20 protein-coding genes are annotated in these 25585 nt (G+C 61.2%); 3 read left to right on the top strand and 17 right to left on the bottom strand.

Annotation, left to right across the window (positions count from 1 at the left end; genetic code table 11):
* Positions 1–462: 462 nt before the first annotated feature.
* The 9 genes from ACGHP5_RS02780 to ACGHP5_RS02740 form a co-directional block, all read right to left on the bottom strand.
* On the bottom strand, positions 463–1848 hold the full coding sequence (locus ACGHP5_RS02780; protein ID WP_390567971.1) for a GNAT family N-acetyltransferase: 1386 nt from the start codon (positions 1846–1848) through the stop codon (positions 463–465).
* Entirely contained in the window at positions 1841–3751 is a 1911-nt protein-coding gene (locus ACGHP5_RS02775; protein WP_390567969.1) for an LTA synthase family protein, read from the bottom strand. Before ACGHP5_RS02775 ends, ACGHP5_RS02780 begins: the two co-directional genes overlap by 8 nt.
* A gap of 3 nt (positions 3752–3754) precedes the next feature.
* Positions 3755–4609, bottom strand: coding sequence for a carboxylating nicotinate-nucleotide diphosphorylase (gene nadC / locus ACGHP5_RS02770; protein ID WP_290532148.1), 855 nt, complete (start codon positions 4607–4609; stop codon positions 3755–3757).
* 12 nt (positions 4610–4621) lie between these two features.
* Positions 4622–5161: a hypothetical protein gene (locus ACGHP5_RS02765; RefSeq protein WP_295902654.1), complete on the bottom strand. Its 540-nt coding sequence runs from the start codon at positions 5159–5161 to the stop codon at positions 4622–4624.
* Positions 5162–5175: 14 nt separating this feature from the next.
* Positions 5176–7473 carry a TonB-dependent receptor gene (locus ACGHP5_RS02760; RefSeq protein WP_337771927.1) on the bottom strand — a complete coding sequence of 766 codons (2298 nt, stop codon included), beginning with the start codon at positions 7471–7473 and terminating at the stop codon, positions 5176–5178.
* A 78-nt stretch (positions 7474–7551) separates the two neighbouring features.
* Positions 7552–8127 (bottom strand): helix-turn-helix transcriptional regulator, encoded by a 576-nt coding sequence (locus ACGHP5_RS02755; RefSeq protein ID WP_337771970.1) that lies wholly within the window; start codon positions 8125–8127, stop codon positions 7552–7554.
* Positions 8127–8600 (bottom strand): 23S rRNA (pseudouridine(1915)-N(3))-methyltransferase RlmH, encoded by a 474-nt coding sequence (gene rlmH, locus ACGHP5_RS02750; RefSeq protein WP_290532145.1) that lies wholly within the window; start codon positions 8598–8600, stop codon positions 8127–8129. The genes ACGHP5_RS02755 and rlmH overlap by 1 nt, the downstream gene beginning before the upstream one ends.
* Before the next feature lie 141 nt (positions 8601–8741).
* On the bottom strand, positions 8742–9530 hold the full coding sequence (locus tag ACGHP5_RS02745) for a S1/P1 nuclease (protein ID WP_390567968.1): 789 nt from the start codon (positions 9528–9530) through the stop codon (positions 8742–8744).
* Positions 9531–9543: 13 nt separating this feature from the next.
* Positions 9544–10884: a glycoside hydrolase family 2 TIM barrel-domain containing protein gene (locus ACGHP5_RS02740; RefSeq protein WP_337771930.1), complete on the bottom strand. Its 1341-nt coding sequence runs from the start codon at positions 10882–10884 to the stop codon at positions 9544–9546.
* Positions 10885–11160: 276 nt separating this feature from the next.
* Between ACGHP5_RS02740 and asnS the strand changes: the two genes are divergently transcribed.
* The 3 genes from asnS (at position 11161) to ACGHP5_RS02725 (ending at position 14921) form a co-directional block, all read left to right on the top strand.
* Positions 11161–12549, top strand: a complete 1389-nt coding sequence (gene asnS, locus ACGHP5_RS02735; protein WP_118406560.1) for an asparagine--tRNA ligase — start codon at positions 11161–11163, stop codon at positions 12547–12549.
* 197 nt (positions 12550–12746) lie between these two features.
* A complete protein-coding gene (gene rpoN / locus ACGHP5_RS02730; RefSeq protein ID WP_295902639.1) occupies positions 12747–14171 on the top strand; it encodes an RNA polymerase factor sigma-54 in 1425 nt (474 codons plus the stop codon).
* A 141-nt stretch (positions 14172–14312) separates the two neighbouring features.
* Complete coding sequence (locus tag ACGHP5_RS02725) at positions 14313–14921, top strand: hypothetical protein (protein WP_295902636.1); 609 nt, start codon at positions 14313–14315, stop codon at positions 14919–14921.
* Positions 14922–14991: 70 nt separating this feature from the next.
* On the opposite strand, the gene gdhA is transcribed toward ACGHP5_RS02725, so the two are convergent.
* The 8 genes from gdhA to ACGHP5_RS02685 form a co-directional block, all read right to left on the bottom strand.
* A complete protein-coding gene (gene gdhA, locus ACGHP5_RS02720) occupies positions 14992–16347 on the bottom strand; it encodes an NADP-specific glutamate dehydrogenase (protein ID WP_015547949.1) in 1356 nt (451 codons plus the stop codon).
* A 249-nt stretch (positions 16348–16596) separates the two neighbouring features.
* Positions 16597–17193, bottom strand: a complete 597-nt coding sequence (locus tag ACGHP5_RS02715; RefSeq protein ID WP_295902629.1) for a DUF4923 family protein — start codon at positions 17191–17193, stop codon at positions 16597–16599.
* 28 nt (positions 17194–17221) lie between these two features.
* Positions 17222–17953 (bottom strand): hypothetical protein, encoded by a 732-nt coding sequence (locus tag ACGHP5_RS02710; protein WP_390567966.1) that lies wholly within the window; start codon positions 17951–17953, stop codon positions 17222–17224.
* 23 nt (positions 17954–17976) lie between these two features.
* A complete protein-coding gene (locus tag ACGHP5_RS02705; protein WP_390567965.1) occupies positions 17977–19902 on the bottom strand; it encodes an NAD(+) synthase in 1926 nt (641 codons plus the stop codon).
* 184 nt (positions 19903–20086) lie between these two features.
* Positions 20087–21304 (bottom strand): peptidase T, encoded by a 1218-nt coding sequence (gene pepT / locus ACGHP5_RS02700; protein WP_390567964.1) that lies wholly within the window; start codon positions 21302–21304, stop codon positions 20087–20089.
* A 154-nt stretch (positions 21305–21458) separates the two neighbouring features.
* The gene (locus ACGHP5_RS02695) at positions 21459–23462 is read right to left on the bottom strand and encodes an OPT family oligopeptide transporter (RefSeq protein ID WP_337771944.1); all 2004 of its coding nucleotides are present in this window, start codon (positions 23460–23462) and stop codon (positions 21459–21461) included.
* Between the two features lie 24 nt (positions 23463–23486).
* Entirely contained in the window at positions 23487–23813 is a 327-nt protein-coding gene (locus ACGHP5_RS02690; RefSeq protein WP_015547944.1) for a nucleoside triphosphate pyrophosphohydrolase family protein, read from the bottom strand.
* A gap of 112 nt (positions 23814–23925) precedes the next feature.
* Positions 23926–25584 (bottom strand): sodium transporter, encoded by a 1659-nt coding sequence (locus ACGHP5_RS02685; protein ID WP_390567963.1) that lies wholly within the window; start codon positions 25582–25584, stop codon positions 23926–23928.
* Between the last annotated feature and the right edge of the window lies 1 nt (position 25585).

Raw genomic sequence — 25585 nt, 5'->3', positions numbered from 1 at the left:
TCCCGTCTCCCATTATATATATGGTAACCATCTGTTTAGCGCTGTCGCTCCTGTCTGAAAAACTTTTCAAATATAACTTAAATTAGTTTCGATTGTGTTTCGAACGTATTTCAAAATTAAACTTATTTTATTAAAAAACAAAATCGGAGGACTTTTTTTGCAAATAAAAAATTTTAAATATTGCTCATGTTTCGCTTGAAAGATTAAGTATTTCCCTTTTATCTCTTTTTCGTTGTCCTTGATTTATGGAATGGTTATGAAACGAAACTGTCGGATGACTGTTTTTTCGGCGACGGCCGGGCGGAAAACGGTGTGGCGAAGACGAGTGCCGGGCGGAACCGGAGGTGTTGCCGGAACCGGTTCCGGCCGTTCGGAGCAGGCTGTCGCCTGCGCCGGGAGCAGCAGGGTGGGGCGGATTCCGGCGCAGGCAAAAAAAAGACTCTCGCGGAGGAGAGTCCCGGGCTATGAATGCCAGGAGGCGGTGAGCTGTTCGGGGAGCGGCCCTTCCGGGGTGCGCCGCCAGACCATCGCCCGGTCGGCGGCCGCGTCGCCCGTGCCGAAGTCGAAGCGGTCCGCGGAAACGAACTCCGTCGGAACGTCGCCTGCGAAGCCGAAGCGTCCGTAAAATTCCCGGAGCCACTCCTTGCCGGGCGTCGGGATGAGGAACGCCGCGTCGTCGCCGCGGTCCGCGATGAGCCGCATCGCTTCGCGCATGAGCTGCGAGGCCAGTCCGCGTCCCCGGAACGCGGGGTCCGTCGCTACGCCGTAGATATAGGTCGTGCGGCCCAGCTCCGTCCGGAACGGCAGCAGGTGGAGCATCGCCGCCGTGCGGCCTTCGGCCTCGGCCGTCAGCATCCGGCGGCGGGAGTAATAGCGCATGATGAACGAGTCGGCGAACTGTTCGTCGTCGCCGAAGGCCTTCATCCAAAGGTCTTTGCAGGCCAACTCGTCGGGGTGCATGCAGATCGCCGTGAATTTGTGCTGGAGGAACGCCGGGTGGTAGGAGAGTTTGGCCTGCCGCAGTCCGTCCAGCCCGAGGTCCTCCTCGCGGTTGATCAGCGTGAAACGCTCGGGGAGGTGCTGCGCGAAGAGTTTGTTGATGACGGTGAAGGCGCCGTCGAACTCCGTGTCGGCCTTCTCGACGTGGGTGTCGAACGTGTGGTCGTTGACCGCCGAGCCGTAGGTGAAGGCCGCGAGGCGGTCGCCGACGTAGATGCAGCCGCCTATAAGCCCCAGTTCTCCGAAGTGTTCGAAGGCCCGCTGCATGGCCCGCTGTTCGGCGCACAGCTCCGAGGTGTGCCCTTCGTGGGCCTTGCGCCATTCGCGTTCGAGGGCCATGCACTCCCCGAAGCGGTCGGGCGTCAGCTCCTCGTAGCGGTAGTCGGGATATTCGGCCGTGAAGCGGTTGATGTGGTTGCGCTTGGGCTGATAGCGGCGTCCGGCGAGGTTGCGAAGATCGTCGGCCGAGTAGACGTAATCCTCCAGCGCGCGGTCCGACTCGAACGCGAAATGGCAGGGAACGACCCGGCGGATCGTGTCGCGGCCCTCGTCCGTCAGGCCGATGATCCGCAGCCGCTGTCCGTGGGCGTGGGCGTCCTCGCGCAGGAGGGGGAGGATCGGGCCGAAATCGCCCTCGCCGACGGGCTGCATGTAGCCGATGCGCTCGCCGCCGTCGATCTGGAAGCGGATCACCAGGAATCCGCCGATCTCGGCCCACGCGCTGTGGAACACCGCCTGCCAGCAGTACATGTTGGCGAAGGCGAGGTCGCAGTTGCAGATGCCCGAGGGCATGGTATAACGCTCGATGACCGCCCGGTCTTCGAGGCGCACGGGTTTGAATTCAATCATTTGCCGTATAGCTCTTTTTCTCGATATGGGTGTAATACTGCTGGACCAGCGCCCGGAAATTCTGTGCCAGACTGTCGGCGGCTGGGGTGGCCGGGCATTCCTGTACATCCATGTCCGAATCGTCGAGCACGACCGCGCCTTCGCCGGTCAGCGCACGGAACCGCCCGTCGTAGCTGACCGACCAGCGGGGTCGCTGCGGTTCGTTCAGCACGTCGCGCCCGAAAGCGAAGTAGGGCTCGGTGTTGCCCACGAGGCCCAGCACCGTGGGCATGATATCCAGTTGCTGCGTGACCTCGCCGACCTCGCCCCGCAGCGCGCCGTCGGGGGTGTAGATGAAGCCGATGATGTGCATGTTGCCCGGGTAGGAGCGCGTCTCCTCCGCGAATTTCTCCGACGACACGTGGTCGGCGACGAAGACGAAGATCGTGCGGCGGAACCACTCCTCGCCGCCGAAGCGTTCGAAAAAGAGGCGGAACGCCCGGTCGTCGTAGGCCACGCCCTTGTGAATCCGGGTGTAGCCATCGGGCAGCGTCGCGGCGTACTTTTCGGGTACGATGAACGGGTGGTGCGACGAGAGGGTGAACAGCGCGGCGAAGAAGGGTTCGGGCATCGCCGCCAGCTCCTCGCCCGTGAATTGCAGGAACTCTTCGTCCCAGATGCCCCAGTAGCCGTCGAAATCCCCCGTGCCGTGCTTCGCCTCGTAGTCCTCGCGGCTCACCAGCCGCTCGACGCCTGCCGAACGGGCATAGGCCCCGAAGCCCATCGAGCCGCGTTCCGAGCCGCAGAAGAAGGCAGTCGCATAGCCCTTGTCCGCCAGCATGGCGGGCAGCTGGCGGCTCTCGCCCAACGACTGCGGCATCAGCACGAACGGCGTGCGGAACGAGGGGATGCTTCCCAGCACCGAAGGCATGGCCTGGATGGACCGTGTGCCGTTGGCGTACATCCGTTTGAACACCAGTCCGTTGCGCATCAGCGAGTCGAGGAAGGGCGTGAAGCCCTTTTCCGGGAGATCGGCGTAGAGTTCCGGATGGAGGAACGCGGAGTGTTCGGCCGACATGCTCTCCATGATGAAAACCAGGACGTTGCGTCCCGTGAGGTCCACGGCTGCGCTGTCGGCGGGCCGGTGCACGGGCGTAAAATGCCGCGGCAGCTCTTCGGGGGTGAACTGTTTTTTGTATTTGACGCTTCCCGCGCTGCCGACGGTGCGCAGGATGCAGAACGGGTTGCTTAAAATCAGGTTGGCCTTGCCGCTGTCGGCGGTGTAGAGCGTGGCGTTGGAAAGGGTGATCGGACGGGTCATGCGGGTCATGCCGCCGCGCATCCCGGCGACGCTCAGCCCCGCCGCCAGGGCGAAGACGATCGTGCCGCCGGCATAGTAGGCCCAGCCGCGGCTGAAGAGGCTCTCCTCCCGCACCCGGCGCCGGTAACCCCACGCCAGCAGCGTCACGAGTCCCGCCCACAGCAGCACGAGATACCAGTTCTCGGCCATGAATTTACCGACTAACTGCAACGAGTTGTCGTTGTTGGCGAAGAAGATTTCATCGGCCGTGAAGCGCTTCTGCGTGTAGCGGAAATAGACCGTGTCGGCGAGGTTCGCGGCCGCGACCAGCGCGGCGTTGACGACCACGTAATACCAGAACAGCATGCTCCGGTACCAGCGCCGTTCGCGCAGGTGCAGGGGCACGAGCGACAGCAGGATGAACACGCCGTCGGCATAGACGACCGACGCCGTGTCGAATTTCAACGCTCCGGCCAGCAGCGGTCCCAGCTCACCCCACGTCAGCGGACCGAGCAGGGCGGCGTTGTAGATCCAGAACGCCGCGCGGCAAAGCATCAGCACCGCGTAGAGCAGTGCGATGCGCCACACGAGCAGTGCCAGCGGCGTATGGAGCAGGCGCTTCATCGGTTATTCGCAGGCCTTCAGCGACATGTCGAGCGATTTGATCTGGTGCGTCAGCGCGCCCACCGAGATGAAGTCGACGCCGCACTGGGCGTAGTCGCGCATCGTTTCGAGCGTGATGCCGCCGCTCGATTCGGTCTCGCAGCGTCCGGCGACCTTCTCGACAGCCTTGCGGGTCATTTCGGGCGTGAAATTGTCGAACATGATGCGGTCGACTCCGCCCGCCGCGAACACCTCGTCGATGTCTTCCAGCGAGCGGACCTCGCACTCGATGGGGATATTCTTGCCCTTGGCCTTGAGATATTCGCGCACGCCTTCGATTGCGGGACGGATGCCGCCGGCGAAGTCGATGTGGTTGTCCTTCAGCAGGATCATGTCGAAGAGTCCCATGCGGTGGTTCTCGCCGCCGCCCAGCTTCACGGCCATTTTGTCCAGCACGCGCATGCCGGGCGTGGTCTTGCGCGTGTCGAGGACCTTGGTGTGGAGACCCTCCAGCCGCTTGACGTAAACGGCCGTCTGGGTCGCCACGCCGCTCATGCGCTGCATGATGTTCAGCAGGATGCGCTCGGCCTGAAGCAGCGAGCGCAGGCGTCCCGAGACGTAAAAGGCCACGTCGCCGGGCGCGACACGGTCGCCGTCGTGCAGGATCTGTTCGAATTTCATTTCCGGATCGAGGCGCTGCAGCACCAGCTGTGCGATTTCGATGCCGGCGATCGTGCCCTCCTGCTTGCACAAGAGGCGCATGCGTCCGTGCTCGTCGGCGGGGATGCACGAAAGCGACGTGTGGTCGCCGTCGCCGATGTCTTCCCGGATGCAGAGTTCGATCAGGGAGTCTACGAAAGGTTTGTATTCGGGTTTCATGACTTTGTGAATTTATTCTTTGATAATCAGTTTGCCTTCGTATTCCATTCGATAGGTTCCCAGTTTGGGAACGTTACAGATGAAGCTGACGCGGCAGTTGACGCCGTCGATCGCCCCTTCGACTTCGGTAAGCGTGTAGGCCGGCATGGGCTGGTAGCTGTATCCGCCGCCGGTGCTGTTGGGCAGGTTCACTTCGGGGACGATGCTCACCTCGGAGAAGGCGATCGAATTGCCGTCGCCCGTGTAAGCCGTATGCGGAATCTTCATTTCGAGGGGCGGCATGTTGGCGGCGAAGCGCGTTTTGTGCATGTAGAGGGAGAAATTTTCCGGACCGCCCGCAAACTCGAAATAGGCTTCATTGTCGGTGTAGGTGCTGTTCTGCTGCTCTTCGGTGACCGTAGCGGTGCCGTAGAAATGCATATTGATACCTTGCATCAGACCGTTTACGATACCGTCGTTGATCGTGGCATAACGGATCTTGGGTTCACCGTCATCGTCGTTGCAGGCCGCGAATGCCGCGGCGGCGAACAGAAGGAGGAAGAATTTTTTCATAACGAGATTATTTTTTATATGTTTATATTCAGGGTGATGCCGAAAGTCCGGGGGCGTCCGCGCTGGACGAACTCGTTGCCGATCGACTTGAAATAGAAGACGTCGTAACGCGCTCCTCCGAGGTTGCGGCCCCAGATGTCGAGCGAATAGTGCTTGTGTTCGAACCGTACGGAGGCGTCCGCGAGGGCGTAGAACGGCTGCGAGAGCGAGTTCTCCTCGTTCCACCAGATGCGCCCCGCACAGCGGACCCCGGTCTGCAGGACTACGTCGCCGAGCCACGTCACACCCGTCGCTACGGTCCACGCCGCATTGGCCGAGAGGGTGTGCTGCGGGGCGTAGGGGATGCGATTGTCCTTGTAGCTGATGCGCACGGGGGTGCCGGCGTCGTCTTTCACGGTGGTCTCGTACTTTACGAACCGGGCGTCGGTGTAGCCGTAGGCCAGGTTGATGTCCAACTGCCGCCACGGCGAAACCTGCAATGCCGCTTCGGCCCCGAGGCTGCGCGTGCGTCCTGCGTTGGTCATCATGCGGCCCGTGGTCTGCCCCTCGGGAAAGACCGTGATCTGCTGGTCGCGGACGTCGATATAGAACAGCGCGAAATCGCCCCGCACGGCGCCGTCCATGCACGAGAAATGGCCGCCCAGTTCGTAGTTCCAGCTGTATTCGGGTTTATAGGACATGAGGTCCGGCTCTTCGTAAGGGATTCCCGAAGCCATCTGCCATTTGATTTTCTCCTGCAGGATGTCCGAGAACATCTGCGTATTGAATCCTCCGGCCTTGTAGCCCCGGGCTATGGAAACGTAGAGGTTGCGCATCTCATCGAAGCTGTACATCGCCGAGAATTTCGGGAGTATTTCGGTATAGGAGTGGGCTATCTCGTTCGTCTCGTCGATGGCGATTCCGAGGGGAAACGGCGCTCCCCCGTTGACGCTTAAAGAGTAGCTCATGTCGGCTTTGCTGTGATAGCGCAGCCGTGTGCGTTCGTAATCGGCGCGTATGCCGGCCGTGATCCGCCAGCGGCCCAGCGTAAGGCGTGATTCGTGGTAGAGCGCTGCGCCGTACGAAGGCATGCGGAAATCGGAGTAGAGCGGCAGTTCGTCGGCATCCATCGTGTAGACCAGATCGGGGCTGACGTTGGCGTTTCCGAGGATCAGCTCCTCGATGCCCGTCCGTTTGAAATTCACCGGGGCGTCCATCGTTCCGTGGCGGTAGAAGCCGAAGGCCCCGAACAGCCAGCCGTAGCGCCGCCCGTCGCGCGACCGGAACACGACGTCCTCGGTCAGGGCGTGCTCGCGCCGGGCCTGCCGGAGGGTGAACCAGGATTCGGGCGTGAAGTCCTGGTCGAGGTTCATCTCGTCGTCGGAATACTGGTACGAGGTGATCGACGAGACGGAGTACTTTTCGGTGTCGTAGCGCACGGTAAGCCCGTCGCTGACGGTCGTGCGGCGGTAGGACGAGGGGTCGTTGTAGGCGATCTCCCCGTTGCGGATGACGGTTTTGCCGTCGCGCACGATGTCCTCGCCGACGTAGGCATAGGGATAGCCCCCCTGGTCCAGCACCGAGAACGCGAGCGTGTTGTCGATGCGCACTCCCCGGCGGCTGCGCCACTGCATTTTCCAGCGTCCTCCGCCCAGCCGCTCCCGGTCGCACTTTTCGCCCGTGCACTGATTTTCGAAGAAGCCGCCCGTATGGGTGTAGTAGCCCGTCACGGCCATGCCGAGGTCGGGCGCGAGCTTGTAGTAGGACGAGGCTCGGAAACGGTAGGAATCCCCGCTGCCGTATTCGGCCATGAGCCGCACGCCCTCGTAGGTGAGCGGCGAGAGCGTGTAGACGTTCACCACGCCTCCCATCGTGTTGCGGCCGTAGAGCGTCGACTGGGGGCCGCGCAGGACCTCGATGCGCTCGGCGTCGGCCAGCTCCGTGTCGAAGTTGTCCTTGTTCAGCACCGGAACGTTGTCGATGTTAAGTCCGATGACCGGCTGGTCGATGCGCGCCCCGAGTCCCCGTACGTAGATCGACGAGGTCATGCGCGAACCGTAGTCCGGGGCGTGGAAGTTGGGAACCGTCTGCGAGAGGTTTTTCACCGCCCCGATGCGGCCCCGTTCGATGGCGCGGCTGCCGACGATCGACGCCGCGACGGGCTGCGAGCGCAGCACCAGTCCCTGTTTGATGGCCGTCACCTGCACCTTGTCCACCACGATCACCGTGTCGGCCGTCTCCGTGTCCGGCGCCGGGCCGTTGCCGCCCGCGGCGCGGGCCGCGGCCGCGGAGGCCAGCAGCAGCAGGGGTATGACGAGCGATTTGCGGTGCATGTGTCGGTTGCGGTTATCGGGTGTACAAAGTAACGGTTTTATTTCGGTCGGTGCAATCCTAATTTATGAGGAGGCGCGTCACATCCCGTCGGGATCGACGTAGCCCGCCGCGAGGGCGTAGACCACCAGCCCGGCGGCGGTGCGGATGCCGAGCTTCTCCATGATGTTGCGGCGGTGGGAGATCACGGTTGTCAGGCCGATTCCCAGCCGGTCGGCGACCTGCTTGTTGATCAGTCCGCCGGCGATGAGCGTCAGCACTTCGGCTTCGCGTTCCGTGAGCGGCTGCGCGGCCTGCGGCGGGGCGGGCAGGGCGTGCTCCGGACGGCGGACGCTGTGTTGCAGCTGCATGAGCGAGCGCACGAACCGCTCCTCGTCGCACTGCACGTCGATGCAGTGCATCCCGGCGGGCGTCTGTCCGTTGGTGAGGACGATGGTTCTGTGGCTGCGGACGCGGAAATAGGCGTTGTGCGCCGCGAAGAGCTGCGCCGTGACGAAATAATGGATGAACCGCTCCGGATCGGCGTCCGCAAATTCCTGAAAATCGCCGAACAACTCCACATCGGCCGTCGGGGCCGCTTTTTCGAGGATGGAGCGCAGACCCACGCCTACGAGGACATTGGTGGTCAGGACGGCTATGGCGGGGCGCTGCTGCATCATTCGTGGTGGTAGGGTTCGTTGTTGAGGATGGTGAAGGCCCGGTAGATCTGCTCGGCGAAGATGGCCCGCACGATCTGGTGGGAGAAGGTCATGCGCGAGAGCGACAGGCGGCCGTCGGCGCGCGCGTAAACTTCGTCCGAGAAGCCGTAGGGACCGCCGATGACCAGTACCAGGCGTTTCACGCCGCTGTTCAGCCGCTTTTGCAGCCACAGCGCGAACTCCACCGAGCGGTATTCCTCGCCGCGTTCGTCGAGCAGCGTCACGTAGTCGCCGTCGGCAAGCTGGCGCAGGATGGCTTCGCCTTCGGCCGTGCGCTGCTGCCGGACGGTCATGTTTTTGGTGTTGCGCACGTCGGGCAGCGAGGTGACGGCGAACCGGCAATAGTGATTTACGCGCCGGGCATACAGTTCCACCAGCGCGGCGATCTCTTTCGAATCGGTCTTTCCTATGACGATCAGCTCTATGGTCATTGCGTTCCGCCTGCGCGTGCGTCGGGCGCAGTACGGCGCAAAGATAGCCTTTTTATTCGGTTCGGACAAATCGTTTTTCCAGCCCGGAAACGGCGATGCCGCGCTTCGGGGCGCGGCATCGGGACTTCGGGTCCGGGGGTGCTATCCGAACAGTTCGTTCAGCACACGGGCAAGACGGTATCCGGCATTGCGGATCTGGTGCTCGACCAGCGGCAAGGCCTCGTTCAGGAAATCCTGCCCCAGACGCTGGCCGGGCTTCGCCCATTCGAACTGCGCCTCGCACACGACGGCGCTGTCGTGGAGCCAGTCGCGCGGCGTCCCGGCGGCGACGGCCTGCCTTTCGGCCTTCGGAAGGCGGTCCAGCTCGCCGGCCCACTCGCTGACCGACCAGATGCGCGTGGTGGTGATGATCTCGTTGTCCCAGACGCTGTGGATGGGGAATTTGTGCGGCTTGTGGTACTTGTCCTCGAACAGCACGTCGTATTTCATGTCGTGCGTCGTGTACTTGATGTGCGCCGGGCAGTGCATGTCGCCTGTCAGGTGGATGACGTACTTGAGGTTGACCTCCACGGCCGAGTCGGTGAGGCTGCGGTAGTTCTTCAGGTTCTCGATGGCCTGCTCCAGTCCGTAGATGGCGTTGCCGCCCGTCGTGAGCATCGAATCCTCGTAACGCAGTTCGGCGTTGACCGGCGCGGTGTGCCAGTTGTTGGTGAACTTGTATTCGGGGGTGTGGCGGTATTCGTCCATCCATTTGGCGAAGTAGACGATCGAGTGGCCTCCGAGGTACTTCTCGATGCGCTTCCTGGCTTTTTTCGTCAGGTTGCGCTCGGCGATCTTGGCGATGGTCTCGTGCCCCTCGCGTCCCCATCCCAGGACACTTCCCGTGTCGAGCAGACCGGCGAAGAGCAGCAGCAGCAGTAGTTTTTTCATTTGGTTATCGTATTTACAAGTCCGAATTCCATTCGCCGTCGGCATCGGCGTAGATCACCGGACGGGACTTTTCGACCGATTTGAGCCATTGGTAGGCCTTGTACATATTGTAACCGTTGCCCGAGGGGCCGCCCAGCTCATAGGCGATGACGCAGGTGAAATTGCGCGAACGGTAGTACATCGCCTTCACGCGTTCGAGGTAGTCGCCGACGAGTTTCGGATCGTTCGACGGCGTGCCCCCGACGGTGCGGTCGCCGCTCCGTTCCGGGGCGTTGATGTTCGCCCGGTCGATGACGTAGAGGCCCAGAGAGTCGCACAACTCGTAGAACCATGCGGGCTGCGGATAGTCCGGGCAGATCGTGTTCTTTCCTTTGGCCTTCAGGGCTTTCAGCTCCGCGAGCGTCGTCTTGCGGTCGGCGGCGGCGTTGTATTCGGCCTTGACGGGTTTCAGCTCCTTACCCAGCCGCATGATGCGTCCGTCGACGAGTTCGGTCTTGCCGAAGCCGATCTTCAGGGGCATATACTCCTTGTAGACTCCGTTGCGGCGCGTGAAAAGCATCACCTTGTAAAGCGGCGGCGTTTTGCTCCCGGCCTCCCATTTGTTCTCGTAGGTGTGGTAGATGAAGGGGCTGAAACGCACCGTGTCGGTCGAACGGCCGGGGATCGTGATTTCGGTCATGTTGAAATCGAGCAGCTTGCCCTGCGGCGAATAGATGTCGTAACCGACGGTGACGGGTTCCTCGTAGTTGTACGCGTTGCGGACCACGATCGCCAGGTCGAGGATGCCGAACCGGCGGGTCGAATCGGGCACGAGTGCGATCTCGAAGTCGCCGATCGCGCGTTTGTTCTGATAGTAGAGGTAACTGTTTTCGAAGGGTTTGCGCTTGGCGGGGATGGCGTTGAGCTGCTCGGCCGCGGCGTTGCGCAGGATCAGTTTCAGCGAGTTCTTACCCTGCCGGATGTAGGGCGTAAGGCAGAACTCGGCGGGTGTCGCCGAGTCTTCGACCTCGGCCACGAGCTGATCGTTGACCCACAGCGTGTAGGCCGAGCGGGTGTTTTCGAGGTGCAGGTAGACGTCGCCGTCGGTCCAGACGTAGGGGATGTCCACGGTCTGGCCCACGACCGATATGGCGTCGCCCGCTGCCGCCACCTCGGGTTTGAAGGCCATCCAGTAGCCTCCGGCTTCGCGGTTGCGGGCCTCGGCGTCGTGGCGCGCGTCGTAGGGGACGACTTCCGTGCGGTAGACGCGGCCCCCTCCGGCCGCCATCGGGACCGGATTCCTCTCCTCCATGATCTGGGCTGCCGCAGAGAGCGTGCAGGCTGCCAGCGCAGCCGTCAATATCGTTCGTTTCATCGTTTGCGGGGGTGTATAATCCGGACAAAGATACGAATAAACGAGGGCAAAAGCAAACGCGTTTGCAATTTGCCGAGCGGGAGTATCTAAGGCGAAGCCAAAGGTACAAAAAAGTTGAATGGGTTCAAAACGGAATTGCATGCGGCCCGGTGAAACATTCCGACGCATGGAAGTGTCGTTACGGCACCAAAGGTACTTTTTTTTTGACAAATCGCAAATAATCGTTAACTTTGTCAATTCGGAAAAAACGACTGGAAACACAGACAAAATCGAGATATGAAAACGCAGAGAATCGTAGAAATCCTGAAATCGGACGCTGTCGATACCGACGTCGTCGTAAAAGGCTGGGTGCGCACCAAGCGCGGTAACAAGAACGTGGCGTTCATCGCCCTGAACGACGGGTCGTGCGTAGGTAATATACAGGTGGTGGTCGATCTGGCCAAAATCTCCGAGGAGCAGCTCAAGCCCGTGACCACGGGCGCCTGTCTCCGCGTCGACGGCCGTCTGGTGGCTTCGCCGGGCGCGGGGCAGGGCGTCGAGGTGCAGGCCGAAAAAATCGAGGTTTACGGTACGGCCGACCCCGAGAGCTATCCCCTGCAGAAGAAGGGGCATTCGCTGGAGTTTCTGCGCGAAATCGCCTACCTGCGTCCGCGCACCAACACGTTCGGTGCGGTGCTCCGCATCCGTCACGCCATGGCTTACGCCATCCACGAATATTTCAACAAACACGGATTCTACTATTTCCACACCCCGATCATCACGGCTTCGGACTGCGAAGGCGCCGGCGCGATGTTCCAGGTGACGACGCTCGATATGAACAACCTGCCCCGGACCGGGGAGGGGGCGGTCGACTATGCGCAGGACTTCTTCGGCAAGGCGTGCAACCTCACGGTGTCGGGCCAGCTCGAAGGCGAGCTGGGCGCACTCTCGCTGGGCCGCATCTACACCTTCGGCCCCACGTTCCGTGCCGAAAACTCGAACACCCCGCGCCATGCGTCGGAGTTCTGGATGATCGAGCCGGAAGCGGCCTTCTTCGAACTGGAGGACAACATGGAACTGGCCGAGGATTTCCTCAAATACCTCATCCGGTATGCGCTGGACAACTGCATGGAAGACCTCGAATTTATGAACAAGATGTGGGACAAGGGGCTGCTGGAGCGTCTGCACTTTGTGCTGGAGCACGATTTCAAGCGTCTCGACTACACCGAAGGCATCGAGATTCTGAAGGCTTCGGGCCGCAAGTTCGAATTCCCCTGCGACTGGGGCTGCGACCTGCAATCCGAGCACGAGCGCTACCTCGTGGAGGAGCACTTCAAGCGTCCGGTCATCCTGATCAACTACCCCAAGGACATCAAGGCCTTCTACATGAAGCAGAACGACGACGGCAAGACGGTGCGCGCCATGGACGTATTGTTCCCGGGAATCGGCGAAATCATCGGCGGTTCGGAGCGAGAGGCCGATTATGGCAAACTTCATGCGAGAGTCGCCGAATTGGGCATGAGCGAGAAGGAACTCTGGTGGTATCTCGATACCCGCCGCTGGGGTTCGGCGCCGCACTCGGGCTTCGGCCTGGGCTTCGACCGCCTGCTGCTTTTCGTGACGGGCATGACCAACATCCGTGACGTGCAGCCGTTCCCGCGGACGCCCCAGCACGCCGACTTCTAACGAAAGCCGTCCGAGTGCGGCGTCTTCCGGCCTTCCTTCGCCGTCCGCGACAGCCACATACTTGAGTGTGCTCCTGCCGCGCCCGACTTCCCGAAAACCGGAATCCGCCCGCCCTGAACGACTTTCGAAAACCCTGAAACCCGATAAATGAAGAGACCAAATTCGGAATGCTGAACAATTCTTAATTTGGACCCAATATGGCTATTAATCAGAAACAGGTACTTTCGCTTCAGCAGAAGCTCTCTCCGCAGCAGATCCAGATGATCAAGCTGCTGGAGCTGCCCACCGTGCAGCTCGAACAGCGCATCAAACAGGAGATCGAAGACAATATCGTGCTGGAAGAGGAGGAGCGTTCGGCCGAGGACGAGGAGCAGCCGCCCCAGCAGATTTCCGTCGACGAATACCTCCGGGAGGACGACACGCCGTCGTACAAGAGCCGCATCAACAACTTTTCGAAGGACGACAAGCAGCGTCCCGTCTATCTGACCGAGGGGCGGTCGTTGCAGGAATACCTCGTCGAGCAGCTGGGCTACCGCAATCTGCCGGAGCGCGACATGCGGCTGGCGGTCTACCTGATCGGCAGCATCGACGAGGACGGCTACCTGCGCCGCGACCTGGAGTCCGTGGCCGATGACATCGCCTTCACGATGGGCCTCGAAACGACGGCCGGAGAGCTGGAGCGCCTGCTCGGAATCATTCACGAACTGGAGCCGGCGGGCATCGGCGCGCGCGACCTGCGCGAATGCCTGCTGTTGCAGATGGCGCAGATGCCGGTCAACACCCGTCCGCGGCGGCTGGCCAAGAAGATTCTGACCAACTATTTCGACGAGTTCGTCAAGAAGCACTACGAGAAACTGATGGCGCGGCTGCAGATTTCCGAGGACGATTTCCGCGATGCGATCGCCGAGATCAGGCATCTGTCGCCCAAGCCCGGCAACCTCTACGTCGAGGGCGGCACGGACACCACGCCCTATATCATTCCGGATTTCATTCTCGACTACCAGGACGGGCGGTTCAACCTCTCGCTGAATTCCTACAACGTTCCCGAAGTGCGCGTCAACCGCCGCTATATGGACATGATCCGCGAAATGGTGGGTTCGGACGGGCTGGTGAAGGAGAAGGACAAGGAGGCCATTCAGTTCGTGAAGAACAAGATCGACTCCGCGAAGTGGTTCATTTCGGCCATCAAGCAGCGGCACGACACGCTGATGCGCACGATGCAGACCATTCTGGACTACCAGCAGGAGTATTTCAAGGACGGCGACAAGTCGAAACTCCGGCCGATGATCCTCAAGGACATCGCCGACCGCACGGGGCTGGACGTGTCGACCATCTCGCGCGTGGTGAACAGCAAGTACGTGCAGACGCAGTTCGGGATCATCCTCTTGAAATCGCTCTTCTCGGAGGCCATGCAGACCGATTCGGGCGAGGAGGTGTCGAGCTACGAGATCAAGAACATCCTGCAGCAGTGCATCGACGAGGAGGACAAGCGGCGCCCGCTGACCGACGAGACGCTGATGGACATTCTCAATTCGAAGGGTTACCGCATCGCCCGGCGCACCGTGGCCAAATACCGCGAAATGCTCGGTATCCCGGTGGCACGCCTGCGAAAGCAGATATAGGGAACTTGCCGGCAGAGCTCCGGTCGCATGCGATAAGTCCCCTCCGAGTAGGGGATTTAGAGGACAGGCTTTCAGGTCTCCGATTCGGTTCTGCGTACCTTTCTCCGGAAACTGCACGGGGTTACTTTAATGAATGAAGCAATGAATTATACAAAACTTTCGAACGGCATATCCTGGGTTCTGCACCCGTTTCTGTTGCCCGTCTACCTGATGGCGGTGCTGCTGACGATGACCACCTTTTCGCACTATCCTCCCAACGTGAAGTTCTATTTGCTGTGGGTGGTGGCGCTCTATGCGATCATCATTCCGCTCCTGACGCTCGGCGTGCTGCGCTCGCTGGGCCGCATTTCGGACTACCGGATCGACGACCGCAAGGAACGCTTCCTGCCGCTGCTCGTCGGGGCCGTCTGCTACGTGCTGTGCGCCATCACCATCGCGAAGATTCCTTCGGCGATCTTCCTGCGCAAATTCATGATCGCCGCGGCCTGCTGCGAGGTGCTGTGCCTCGTGGTGTCGTTCTACTGGAAGATCAGCCTCCACCTGACGGGCATGGGGGCCGTTGTGGCGCTGCTCGTGGTGATGAACGTCGTCGGCGTGGGCAACATGCTCGTTCCGCTGATGGTCGCCATCCTCTGTGCCGGTGCGCTCGCATCGGCGCGCCTCTATCTGGGATGTCACAACGGCCGGCAGGTGTTGGCCGGGTTCTGCGGCGGCTTCGCTGTGTCCGTCCTCGCGGTGCTCTTTCTGTAAACATTCCCGGAAAAATGAAAAACCGGCCGGAAACAGTTTCCGGCCGGTTTTTTCGTATTGGGACTGCCTGTTAGACGCAGCCCTGGGCGAGCATGGCGTTGGCGACCTTCATGAAGCCGCCGATGTTGGCGCCCACGACGTAGTTGATGTAGCCGTCGGACTGAGTTCCGTAGCGCACGCAGACCGCGTGGATGTTCTGCATGATGGACTTCAGCTTCGCGTCGACCTCCTCGGGCGACCAGGTGAGGCGTATCGAGTTCTGGGTCATTTCGAGTCCCGAGGTGGCGACGCCGCCGGCGTTGGCCGCTTTGCCCGGAGCGTAGAGCAGCTTGTGCTGCTGGAAAATCCGGATCGCGTCGGGCGTCGAGGGCATGTTGGCGCCTTCGGCGACGCACATGCAGCCGTTGTCGACCAGCGCCTGCGCCTCGTCGCCGTTCAGCTCGTTCTGCGTGGCGCACGGCATGGCGATGTCGCACTTCACGCCCCACGGGCGTTCGCCGGGATAGTAGGTTGCCGACGGATATTTTTCCGCGTACTCCTTGATGCGGCCGCGGAAGATGTTCTTCAGCTCCATGACGTATTCCAGTTTCTCGGGGCTGATGCCTTCGGGGTCGTGGATGTAGCCCGACGAGTCGGAGAGCGTCACCACCTTGGCGCCCAGTTCGGTCGCCTTCTGGCAGGCGTACTGGGCGACGTTGCCCGAGCCGGAGATGCAGACGGTCTTCCCTTTGAACGAGTCGTTGCGCGTGGCGAGCATTTCCTGCGCGAAGTAGCAGGTTCCGTAGCCCGTGGCTTCGGGGCGCAGCGGGCTGCCGCCCCAGTCGCGGCCCTTGCCGGTGAGCGTGCCGGTGAATTCGTCGCGCAGACGCTTGTACTGGCCGAACATGAAGCCGATTTCGCGGCCGCCGACGCCGATGTCGCCCGCCGGAACGTCGGTGTCCTGTCCGATGTGGCGCTGCAGCTCGGTCATGAACGACTGGCAGAATTTCATCACTTCGTTATCCGACTTGCCTTTCGGGTTGAAATCCGAACCGCCCTTGCCGCCGCCCATCGGGAGGGTCGTGAGGCTGTTCTTGAAGGTCTGCTCGAAAGCCAGGAACTTGAGGATCGAGAGGTTTACCGAGGGGTGGAAACGGATACCGCCCTTGTAGGGACCGATGGCACTGTTCATCTGGATGCGGTAGCCGCGGTTGATTTCGATTTCGCCTTTGTCGTTGAGCCACGGTACGCGGAAAATAATCACGCGCTCGGGTTCGGCAATGCGTTCCAGCACCTTCATCTTCTGCAGGATCGGGCTGGTCACGATGTGCGGGGCCAGCGACTCGGCCACCTCACGGACGGCCTGATGGAATTCCGGCTCTCCGGGATTGCGTGCAATCAGCCGGGCCATGAAATCTTCGACGTACTGTTGGGCTTGTTCGTTCATAAGCGATTCGATTTTGAGGGGTTTGTATTTGTTTCTCGCCCCTAAAATTAGAACATTTATCGGAGTTTTGCAACTTCTTTAAGAATTTCGTAAAATATTTTATTTACCCGCTTCCCGCATTTGCTTACTGTCTGCGAGGCGGTTGGACTTCGGCAATAAAAATCCGTAACGAAAAATGACGGATTTGCAGTAAATCCGTCATCGAAATTTTTTCAAATTTTTTTCGGCTTTTTTTCCGGAACGCCCCTGTTATTTCGAAAAGGCGAAGCCGACATAGACGTTCTTGTATTTCGACAGCAGCGCCGAGGCCGTCGAAAAGTAGGAGACTTTGCTGCCGAGCGCCGTGACGACCTCGACGAGTCTGGTGACCGGGAAGACCAGCACCAGTTCCTGCCCGCTGATGTAGGCGTGGCCGGGAACCGATCCCAGGTTGAGTTTGCCCTTGGCGAAATGGAGCGTCACGACGTGTGTCGGGGCGTCGTATTCGTAGGTTCCCGAGAGGGTGTGGGAGCCGAGCGTGGCGGTGAAGGTGTCGTCGTCCTTGCCGAAGGTGAACGTTCCGGCGCCGGGGCGGATGCCCGCCTTGGCATAGGCCTTTTCGAGCTGTTTGACGACGGTGGCTTCGAGGGCTGCGCCGCCGACTTCCGAGGCGATGTCGCCTCCTTCGAACTTGACGCCCGGACCTGTATAGTTCCAGGTTCCGGCGAGGGCGTATTGGGTCAGTTTACCGTCAGTGGCTTTGTCAGCGGCGGCCGTGGCGGCTTTTTTCAGGGCCTCTTTCCAGTCCTGGGCTGCGGCGGTGGAGCCGATGGCCAGCAACGTGACAAGGATCAGTATTCGTTTCAAGTTTGAAATCATTTCGTTTATTTGTGTTTTAGTCGTAGTGCATCGGTTTCGCACCCATCACTTTTTCCCATTCGCACGGTTCGAGCGGTTTGTAGTATGGATTTTTGTAGATCGAATAAATATATCGGTAAAGCTCCTCGGTGAGGAATATGCAACAACTGTCGTTGCCGCCCATCGCCAGATATATTCTTTCATCTTTACCCTGTTTCTCCAACTCCCGGTTTAGGATCTTGGCTATTCGTGCCAACGCTTCGCCCCAGCCTATCCCGGTAAAGTTCTTAAAAAGCACATATTCCGTTCCGTTGATGGTTATTCGGTGGTTGAGCCAGTCGTTTTCACAGTCCCATTCTTCGAAGTGGTCGGTTATCTCGCATTGGAAACCGAGTTTGTCGAATGTCGGCTGCAACTCCTTCAATAATTTGATTATGCCGTCCTCTTCATAAACCTCCTCGCCGTCGCAGAGATAACATCTGTAATCTTTGGGCGTGTCTGTTTCTTCGTCGTTGATGCTTGGCAGGTCGCCGTCCGGACTGTAATAGTCGATCAAATCCCGCTTTAGCGGTTCTACGTCCGAAGGTGCGGCGTATTTGAAATAGCCGAGTTCTTCAAGACGTTTTACGAAATTTACGGCGTCAGTTCTGCTGTAACCTGCTTTCCGCGGTTCGATCCTTATTCGGTTGACTCGTGGCCGCTCTTTAATGATGTTCGCGACTCTAAGGGCGGTGATGATGATGAAAAGAGCAAGTACGATTCCGGTCATTGCTTTCACGTCATATCCATAAGTTACAACGATTCCAGTTCGCGCAGCCATGCCGCGGCCGAGGCGTCGGAGGGCATGCGCCAGTCGCCGCGGGGCGAGAGGGCTACCGAACCCACCTTCGGGCCGTCGGGCATGGCCGAACGTTTGAATTGCTGGGTGAAGAAACGGCGGAAGAAGACCGTGAGCCATTTGAGGATCGTGGCGCGGTCGTAGCTGCCGTCGAAGGCCTGCTCGGCCAGCAGCAGGATTTTCGCCGGACCGTAACCCGCACGGAGGAAGTTGTAGAGGAAGAAGTCGTGGAGTTCGTAGGGACCCACGAGGTCCTCGGTCTTCTGTGCGATCCGGCCCTCGGTGTCGGCCGGGAGCAGTTCGGGGCTGACCGGCGTGTCGATGATGTCGAGCAGCGTGGCGCGCGTCGCGGCGTCCTTTTCCGTCGCGGCGACCCACTTGACGAGGTGGCGCACCAGCGTCTTGGGAACCGAGGCGTTGACGCCGTACATCGACATCTGGTCGCCGTTGTAGGTCGCCCAGCCCAGCGCCAGTTCCGACAGGTCGCCCGTGCCGACCACGAGGCCGCACTCCATGTTGGCCACGTCCATCAGGATTTGCGTGCGTTCGCGCGCCTGGGCGTTTTCGTAGGCCGCGCCCCGGTTTTCGGGGTCGAGGCCTATATCCTGAAAATGCTGTGTGCAGGCGTCGCGGATCGGGATTTCGCGGATCGTCACACCCAGTCCGCGCATCAGCTCCAGCGCATTGTTGTAGGTGCGGTCGGTGGTCCCGAATCCGGGCATCGTGATGCCGATGATGCCCGAGCGGTCGAGGTGGAGGAAATCGAAGGTCCGGGCCGTCACGAGCAGCGCGAGGGTCGAGTCCAGGCCGCCCGAGATGCCGACGACGGCTTTTTCCGAGCGGGTGTGAACCATCCGCTGCGCAAGGCCGTGCGACTGTATCCGGAAAATCTCCTCGCAGCGTTCGCTGCGGTGCGCCTCGTCCTTGGGTACGAACGGCATCGGGTCGATGTCGCGGTCGAGCACCACGCCGCGAAGCCCCTCGGGAATCTCCATTTCGATCACGGTGTTCTCCGTGGCCCCTTCGTTCGCGCGGAACGAGGTGTTGCGGCGGCGTTCGAACTCCAGCCGCTCGATGTCCACGTCGGCGACGACCAGCTGTTCTTCGGGCGAGAAGCGTGCGGCCTCGCGCAGCACCGTGCCGTTTTCGGCGATGACGGCGTTGCCGGCGAAAACGAGGTCGGTGGTCGATTCGCCGAAGCCCGCCGAGCAGTAGACGTAGGCTGCGATCGCGCGTCCCGACTGCTGGGCGACCAACTGCCGCAGGTAGGCGTGTTTGCCGACCGATTCGGGCGAGGCCGAGAGGTTGAAGATCACCTTCGCGCCGTTGAGAGCCAGCTGCGACGAGGGCGGTACGGCGGTCCAGAGGTCTTCGCAGATCTCGATGCCGAATTCCGTGCCGTTGACCTCGAACGTGAGGTCGGCACCGAAGTCGGCCCGCTGCCCCGCGACGGCGATATGTTCGTCGGAAATCCCGGCGCCCGACGCGAACCAGCGGTTTTCGTAGAATTCCCCGTAGTCGGGAATGTAGGTCTTGGGAACCACGCCCAGCACACGCCCCTGCGTGAAGACCACGGCGCAGTTGTAGAGCGTCGACCCGTGGCGCAGCGGGGCGCCCGCGATCAGCGTGAGGGGCAGTTTGCGCGTGGCGCGCACCAGGCGCTCCAGCGCCTCGTCGGCCGCGTCGAGCAGCGTCTGCTGCAACAGGAGGTCGCCGCAGGTGTAGGCCGTGACGCCCAGCTCGGGGAACACCACGATCTCGACGCCTCGCCGGGCGGCCTCTTCGGCCATCGCCGCCATCCGTTCGGCGTTGTAGTCGCAGTCGGCGACCCGCACGTGCGGAACGGCCGCCGCTACCTTGAGAAAACCGAAATTGTCCATAAGAGATCCGTTGTTAGATCGCAGCCTGTCCGCCGCCGGAGTTCTGTTGCCGCTTGTAGTCGCGGCGTTCCGCCGCGTTTCCAAATCCGACCCGCCCCCGAACCCCCGCCTCAAGCGGGGGCTTGTCGCAACGCAACCGGATTTTGCCCGGATTGCAGACGGTCAAGCCTCAATCATTTATCATTTATTTGGCCCAAAGAGCTGCCAGGTTCAGGATCACCTGCTGCGCCTTGCGCATCGTCGTGAGCGAACAGTATTCGAACTTGCCGTGGAAATTCATGCCGCCGGTGAAGAGGTTGGGACACGGCAGGCCCATGAACGAGAGCCGTGCGCCGTCCGTGCCGCCGCGAATGGGCCGCACGAGGGGTTTCACACCGGCCATCTCCATCGCTTTCAAGGCCTTGTCGATAACCTGGGGGTGCGGCTCGACCATTTTGCGCATGTTGAAATACTGGTCCTTGAGCGTGAGCGTCAGCACCTCGTCGCCGTATTTCTTTTTCAGCAGGTCGACTGCGGCCCACATGAAGACCTTTTTCTGCTCGAACTTCTCGGCGTCGTGGTCGCGGATGATGTAACTGATCGAGGCGTTCTCGACCGTGCCGTTCAGCCCTACGCAGTGGTAGAACCCTTCGTAGCCCTCGGTGAACTGCGGGCGCTCGGCAGCGGGCAGCAGCCCCTGCAGTTCGCAGGCCACGTCGATGGCGTTGATCATCTTGTTCTTGGCGTAGCCCGGGTGGACGTTGCGGCCCTGTATTTCGATCTTCGCGCTCGCGGCGTTGAAGTTTTCATACTCCAGTTCGCCTTCCATGCCGCCGTCGACCGTGTAGGCGAAATCGGCGCCGAAGGCCTTCACGTCGAAGAAATCCACGCCGCGGCCCACCTCTTCGTCGGGGGTGAAGCCGATGCGGATTTTTCCGTGTTTCACCTCGGGGTGCGCCAGGAGGTATTCCGCGGCGGTCATGATCTCCGCCACGCCCGCTTTGTCGTCGGCGCCCAGCAGCGTCGTGCCGTCGGTGTGGATGAGCGTGTGACCCTTGAAGAAGGCCAGTTCGGGAAAATCCGCGACCCGCATCGTCAGCTGGCCGTTCAGCGGAATGTCGCTGCCGTCGTATTCTTCGATGACGCGGGGTTTCACCTCCTTGCCGCTCATGTCGGGCGAGGTGTCCACGTGGGCGATGAAGCCGATGACGGGGGCGTTCTCACACCCTTCGGAAACGGGGATCGTGCCCATCACGTAGCCGTACCGGTCCATCGAGACCTCGGTCATCCCGAGGGCCTCCATCTCGTCGCGCAGGGCCGCTAGGAGGACCTTCTGCTTCTCGGTCGAGGGGAATGTCGTGCTGTTTTCGTCCGACTGTGTGTCGAACGATACGTATTTCAGAAAGCGTTCTTTCAAGTCCATGATTTTGAGATTTATGCATACGCTGTTTTCGCTTCGGCCGGCTGTTCCCGCCGCCTTCGGCGCCGATTGAAAGTCTGACCCACCCCCAAACCCCCGCCTCGGCGGGGGCTTGTCGCGGCGCGACCGGATTGCAATCGGAGAAAATACTGTTTCTTTAGTCTTCTTTCCTGGCTTTTATCGTGTGCCAGGCCATGTAGCCGATCAGCACGAGGTACATCGCAAGGCCAGTCCATTCGGCGGCGTTCGACGAGGCCCAGCCCGAGAGGAACCAGTCGACGCCGATGAATTTCAGGATGGCGCTTACCACGCCCATCAGCGCACCTCCGGCGATGAAGCCCGAGGCGATCAGCGTGCCGCGGTCGAAGCGGGCCTTGTTCAGCCCCTCGTCCTTCGAGCGGTTCGAGACGAACCAGGCCACCAGTCCGCCCACCACCAGCGGGGCGTTGAGTTCCATGGGAATGAACATGCCCAGCGCGAAGGCGAGGGCCGGAACCCCGATCGAGGTCAGCACCAGCGCCAGCGCCGCGCCGCAGAAATAGAGCATCCACGGGGTCTGGCCGCCGGTCATCAGAGGCTGGATCACCGCCGCCATGGCGTTGGCCTGCGGAGCCACCAGCGCCCCTTCGCCCACGAATCCGTAGGATTTGTTGAGGATGATCATCACCCCGGCCACGGTGGCCGCAGCAACGAACGTGCCGAGGAATTTCCACGCCTCCTGCTTTCGGGGCGTCGTGCCGAGCCAGTAGCCGATCTTCAGATCGGTGATGAAGCCGCCGGCCATCGACAGGGCCGTGCAGACCACGCCGCCGATCACCAGCGCGGCGGTCATGCCCGTCGTGCCGCTCAGCCCGACGCTCACCAGCACCAGCGACGAGAGGATCAGCGTCATCAGCGTCATGCCCGAGACGGGGTTCGTTCCCACGATGGCGATGGCGTTGGCCGCGACGGTCGTGAAGAGGAACGCGATGATGAAGACGATCAGGATGGCCGTGACGGACTGTACCCAGCCGTCGAGCAGCCCGAAGTGGAAGAAGACGAAGACCGAAATGAGCGTGGCGATCAGGATGGTGAGGATGCGTTTCATCGAGATGTCGCGCTGCGTGCGCTCGGGGGCTGCGGCGGCGCTTTTGCCGCCTCCGAACTCCGAGACCGCGAGGCCTACGGCCTGGCGGATGATCTTCGACTGGCGGACGATGCCGATGATGCCCGCCATGGCGATGCCGCCGATGCCGATGGGCTTGCCGATGAAGGCGAAGAGGTTCTCGGCGGTGAAGATCGACTGCGGGTCGGCGACGATGTCGGCGCGTGTGACGCCCAGCAGCGAGAGCATCGCGGCGGGGTCGACCGCTTCGGCCAGCGAGCCGACCACCGGGACGATCACGAACCACACGAGGCACGAACCTGCGGTGATGATCATGGCGTATTTCAGGCCGATGATGTAGCCCAGACCCAGCACGGCGGCCGAGGTGTTCAGCCCGAAGACCACCTTGAACTTGTCGGCGGCGACAGCGCCCCATTCGCAGATGCGCGTCGAGACCGACTCGGTCCACAGGCCGAACGTGCCGACGACGAAGTCGTACAATCCGCCCACGAGTCCCGCCACGGCCAGCAGTTTGGCCTGCGAGCCGCCCTTCTCGCCCGAGACGAGGACTTCGGTGGTCGCCGTGGCCTCGGGGAAGGGGTATTTGCCGTGCATCTCCTTGACGAAGTATTTGCGGAAGGGGATCAGCAGGACGATGCCCAGCAGTCCGCCGAACAGCGACGAGAGGAATACCTGCCAGAAGGCGGCGTCGAGCCCCAGGATGTAGAGTGCCGGGAGGGTGAAGATCGCTCCGGCGACGATCACGCCCGACGAGGCGCCGATCGACTGGATGATGACGTTCTGTCCCAGCATGTTCTTCTTGCCCAGCACCGACCCCATGCCCACGGCGATGATGGCGATGGGGATGGCCGCTTCGAAGACCTGTCCGACCTTGAGGCCGAGGAATGCCGCGGCGGCCGAGAAGACGACGGCCATAATGATGCCCATTGTGACCGAATAGGGCGTCACCTCCTTCGGGTTGGACGAAGCCGGCATCACGGGCGTGTACGCTTCGCCCGGCTTGAGTTCGCGGTAGGCGTTTTCGGGCAGCGAAGTCTGGATTTTGTTCGGTTCCATGTATGCGCGTTTTTTGAGATTGATTTACCGGTTGTCGCCGCTGCCCGTCAGGTGGTTGCGCTGCATGCGCGAGCGGAGTTTGTCGACGTTCATCTGCGCCACGTCGTCCAGTTCGTAGCCCAGGTCGCGCGCGAGAGTGGCGCAGTACCACATGACGTCGCCGATCTCCTTGACGATTTCGAGTTTCTTTTCCGGGGTGAACTCCTCGTGGGCGTCGCGGATCACTTTTTTGACCTTGTCGGCCACTTCGCCCGCCTCGCCCGTAAGGCCGAGCGTGGGGTAGATGATGCGGCGGTCGTCGGGGTAGATTGCCGTTTCGAGGGCGTGCTGCTGGTATTCGTTGAGTGTCATTGTTTTGATTTGAAGGTTTACAATCGTACAAAAATAGCAAAATAATTTAAGAATACGCAGTAAAAAGCCCCGCTTCCTGCGGAAAACGGGGCGGCGGGCAGAGACGCGGGGTTCAGATCCGACGGTTGGGGAAATAGAGCCGCAGTCCGGCGGCCAGCAGGAGCAGGCCGATGCCCAGCGGAAACCGGCTGACGGCGAGAGCCGGAATGCCGAGCGCCGAGACCAGCGCCCCCGAGAGCATTGCGCCGACGCCGATCACCTTTAGGCTGAAACGGTTGTTCCGGGCGGCGGAACCGTCGTCGGGGATTGCGGACCTCTGCGGCATCGGGGATTGCGTGGCGGGTTTGTGGAACCGGCGGCAGACCTCGTGCCCCGCGAGGATGACCGCCGGGCCGAGTACGCCGAGGGCCATCTCCCCGGCCCGGGAGAGCGAGAATCCGAAGAGCAGGGGAACGGCGAATTTGAATGCGAGGTTGATGCCCAGCGCCGCGAGGGTCGTGCCGAGTACGGCACGGCCGGAGAGCCCCTTCGAATAGAGCGACCAGACGACAGGCAGACACATCGGGGCGGCGGTCATGGCGCCGATGCTGATTACGACGTTGACGATGCCTCCGCAGCGGGGGATGAACAGCGCGAAGGTGACGGCCAGGACTCCGAAAACGACGGTCGAGAGGCGCGCTGCGCGCATCAGCGTCCGCTCCGGGAAGCGGCGCAGGAGGGGTTTGAGCAGGTCGTTGGTCACGACGCTGGCCGAGGTGTTGAGGATGGTGTTGAACGAACTGAGCGTGGCGAAGATCATCCCGCCGAGCATCAGCCCGAGCAGTCCCGGTGGCAGTACCTCGCGGCACATTAGCAGGTAGGCGTTTTCGCTGCCGAAGCCCGTGAGCGAAGGCTCGTGGAGGCGGAAAAGCATCGGCGGCAGCATCCAGACGACGGGGCATACCAGGTAGAGGGCGCCGAACAGCAGCCCCGTTTTGCGGGCTGCGGCGGGGGTGGCGACGCTCGTGTAACGCTGGACGAAGGCCCAGTTGCCGCCCAGCGAGGAGGCGTTGCCGAGCAGCGAGGCGAGCATGAAACCCCACGTATATTCCCCGGCCGCAGGGCGGAAGAAGCCTTCGGGGGTCTGCCGGAAGAGTGTGTCTGTGCCGCCGATCCGTTCGAAAGCCAGCGGCAGGACGATGACCACGGCGGCCGTGAGAATCAGGAACTGCAATACATCGGTCACCACGACGGCCCGGAAGCCGCCGATGGCCACGTAGAGGATGCAGAGCAGTCCGAGAACCAGGATACTCGTGATGAAGGAGATGCCGACGGCCGTTTCGACGATGCGGGCGATGGAGTAGAGGAACGTGCCCGTCGAAAAGAGCGAGACGGACAGAAACAGCGCGGTGTAGAATTTCTGCACCCGGGCGCCGAATCTCCGCGTGATGTACTCGGCGGCCGTGAGGCAGCCCGTGCGGTTCCAGCGGGGTGCGATCAGCAGTCCGGCGATCACGCCGCCTCCGGCCATCATCCACTGGATCGTGACGGCGGTCCACCCTTCGGTGTAGGCGATCGAACCCCACACGACAAAGGTCCCGGCCGAGAAAAAACTCATGAAAAGCGATAGGCCCCCGATCCACCAAGGAATGTTGCCGCCGCCGGCGAAAAAGCTCCGCAGGTTGTGCCCGGAGCCGAAAAAGAGGCTTCCGGCGACGAAAATCCCCGCCAGCAGGAGGACGATGGTGATATAGTCGAGCGTTTGCAAAAACGGAAAAATCAGGAATAGCAAA

The organism is Alistipes sp. i18-0019-D1, from assembly GCF_042852885.1.
Classification (GTDB): domain Bacteria; phylum Bacteroidota; class Bacteroidia; order Bacteroidales; family Rikenellaceae; genus Alistipes.
This window is presented reverse-complemented; position numbering and strand designations above follow the sequence as displayed.

Bases quoted from the DNA above. Each gene is read 5' to 3' on its own strand.
- ACGHP5_RS02755 (WP_337771970.1), bottom strand. From the start codon at position 8,127: ATGCAGCAGCGCCCCGCCATAGCCGTCCTGACCACCAATGTCCTCGTA.
- rpoN (WP_295902639.1), top strand. From the start codon at position 12,747: ATGGCTATTAATCAGAAACAGGTACTTTCGCTTCAGCAGAAGCTCTCT.
- nadC (WP_290532148.1), bottom strand. From the start codon at position 4,609: ATGAAACCCGAATACAAACCTTTCGTAGACTCCCTGATCGAACTCTGC.
- ACGHP5_RS02710 (WP_390567966.1), bottom strand. From the start codon at position 17,953: ATGACCGGAATCGTACTTGCTCTTTTCATCATCATCACCGCCCTTAGA.
- asnS (WP_118406560.1), top strand. From the start codon at position 11,161: ATGAAAACGCAGAGAATCGTAGAAATCCTGAAATCGGACGCTGTCGAT.
- ACGHP5_RS02695 (WP_337771944.1), bottom strand. From the start codon at position 23,462: ATGGAACCGAACAAAATCCAGACTTCGCTGCCCGAAAACGCCTACCGC.
- ACGHP5_RS02775 (WP_390567969.1), bottom strand. From the start codon at position 3,751: ATGAAGCGCCTGCTCCATACGCCGCTGGCACTGCTCGTGTGGCGCATC.
- ACGHP5_RS02765 (WP_295902654.1), bottom strand. From the start codon at position 5,161: ATGAAAAAATTCTTCCTCCTTCTGTTCGCCGCCGCGGCATTCGCGGCC.
- ACGHP5_RS02690 (WP_015547944.1), bottom strand. From the start codon at position 23,813: ATGACACTCAACGAATACCAGCAGCACGCCCTCGAAACGGCAATCTAC.
- ACGHP5_RS02725 (WP_295902636.1), top strand. From the start codon at position 14,313: ATGAATTATACAAAACTTTCGAACGGCATATCCTGGGTTCTGCACCCG.
- ACGHP5_RS02740 (WP_337771930.1), bottom strand. From the start codon at position 10,884: ATGAAACGAACGATATTGACGGCTGCGCTGGCAGCCTGCACGCTCTCT.
- gdhA (WP_015547949.1), bottom strand. From the start codon at position 16,347: ATGAACGAACAAGCCCAACAGTACGTCGAAGATTTCATGGCCCGGCTG.
- ACGHP5_RS02780 (WP_390567971.1), bottom strand. From the start codon at position 1,848: ATGATTGAATTCAAACCCGTGCGCCTCGAAGACCGGGCGGTCATCGAG.
- ACGHP5_RS02705 (WP_390567965.1), bottom strand. From the start codon at position 19,902: ATGGACAATTTCGGTTTTCTCAAGGTAGCGGCGGCCGTTCCGCACGTG.
- ACGHP5_RS02745 (WP_390567968.1), bottom strand. From the start codon at position 9,530: ATGAAAAAACTACTGCTGCTGCTGCTCTTCGCCGGTCTGCTCGACACG.
- pepT (WP_390567964.1), bottom strand. From the start codon at position 21,304: ATGGACTTGAAAGAACGCTTTCTGAAATACGTATCGTTCGACACACAG.
- ACGHP5_RS02760 (WP_337771927.1), bottom strand. From the start codon at position 7,473: ATGCACCGCAAATCGCTCGTCATACCCCTGCTGCTGCTGGCCTCCGCG.
- rlmH (WP_290532145.1), bottom strand. From the start codon at position 8,600: ATGACCATAGAGCTGATCGTCATAGGAAAGACCGATTCGAAAGAGATC.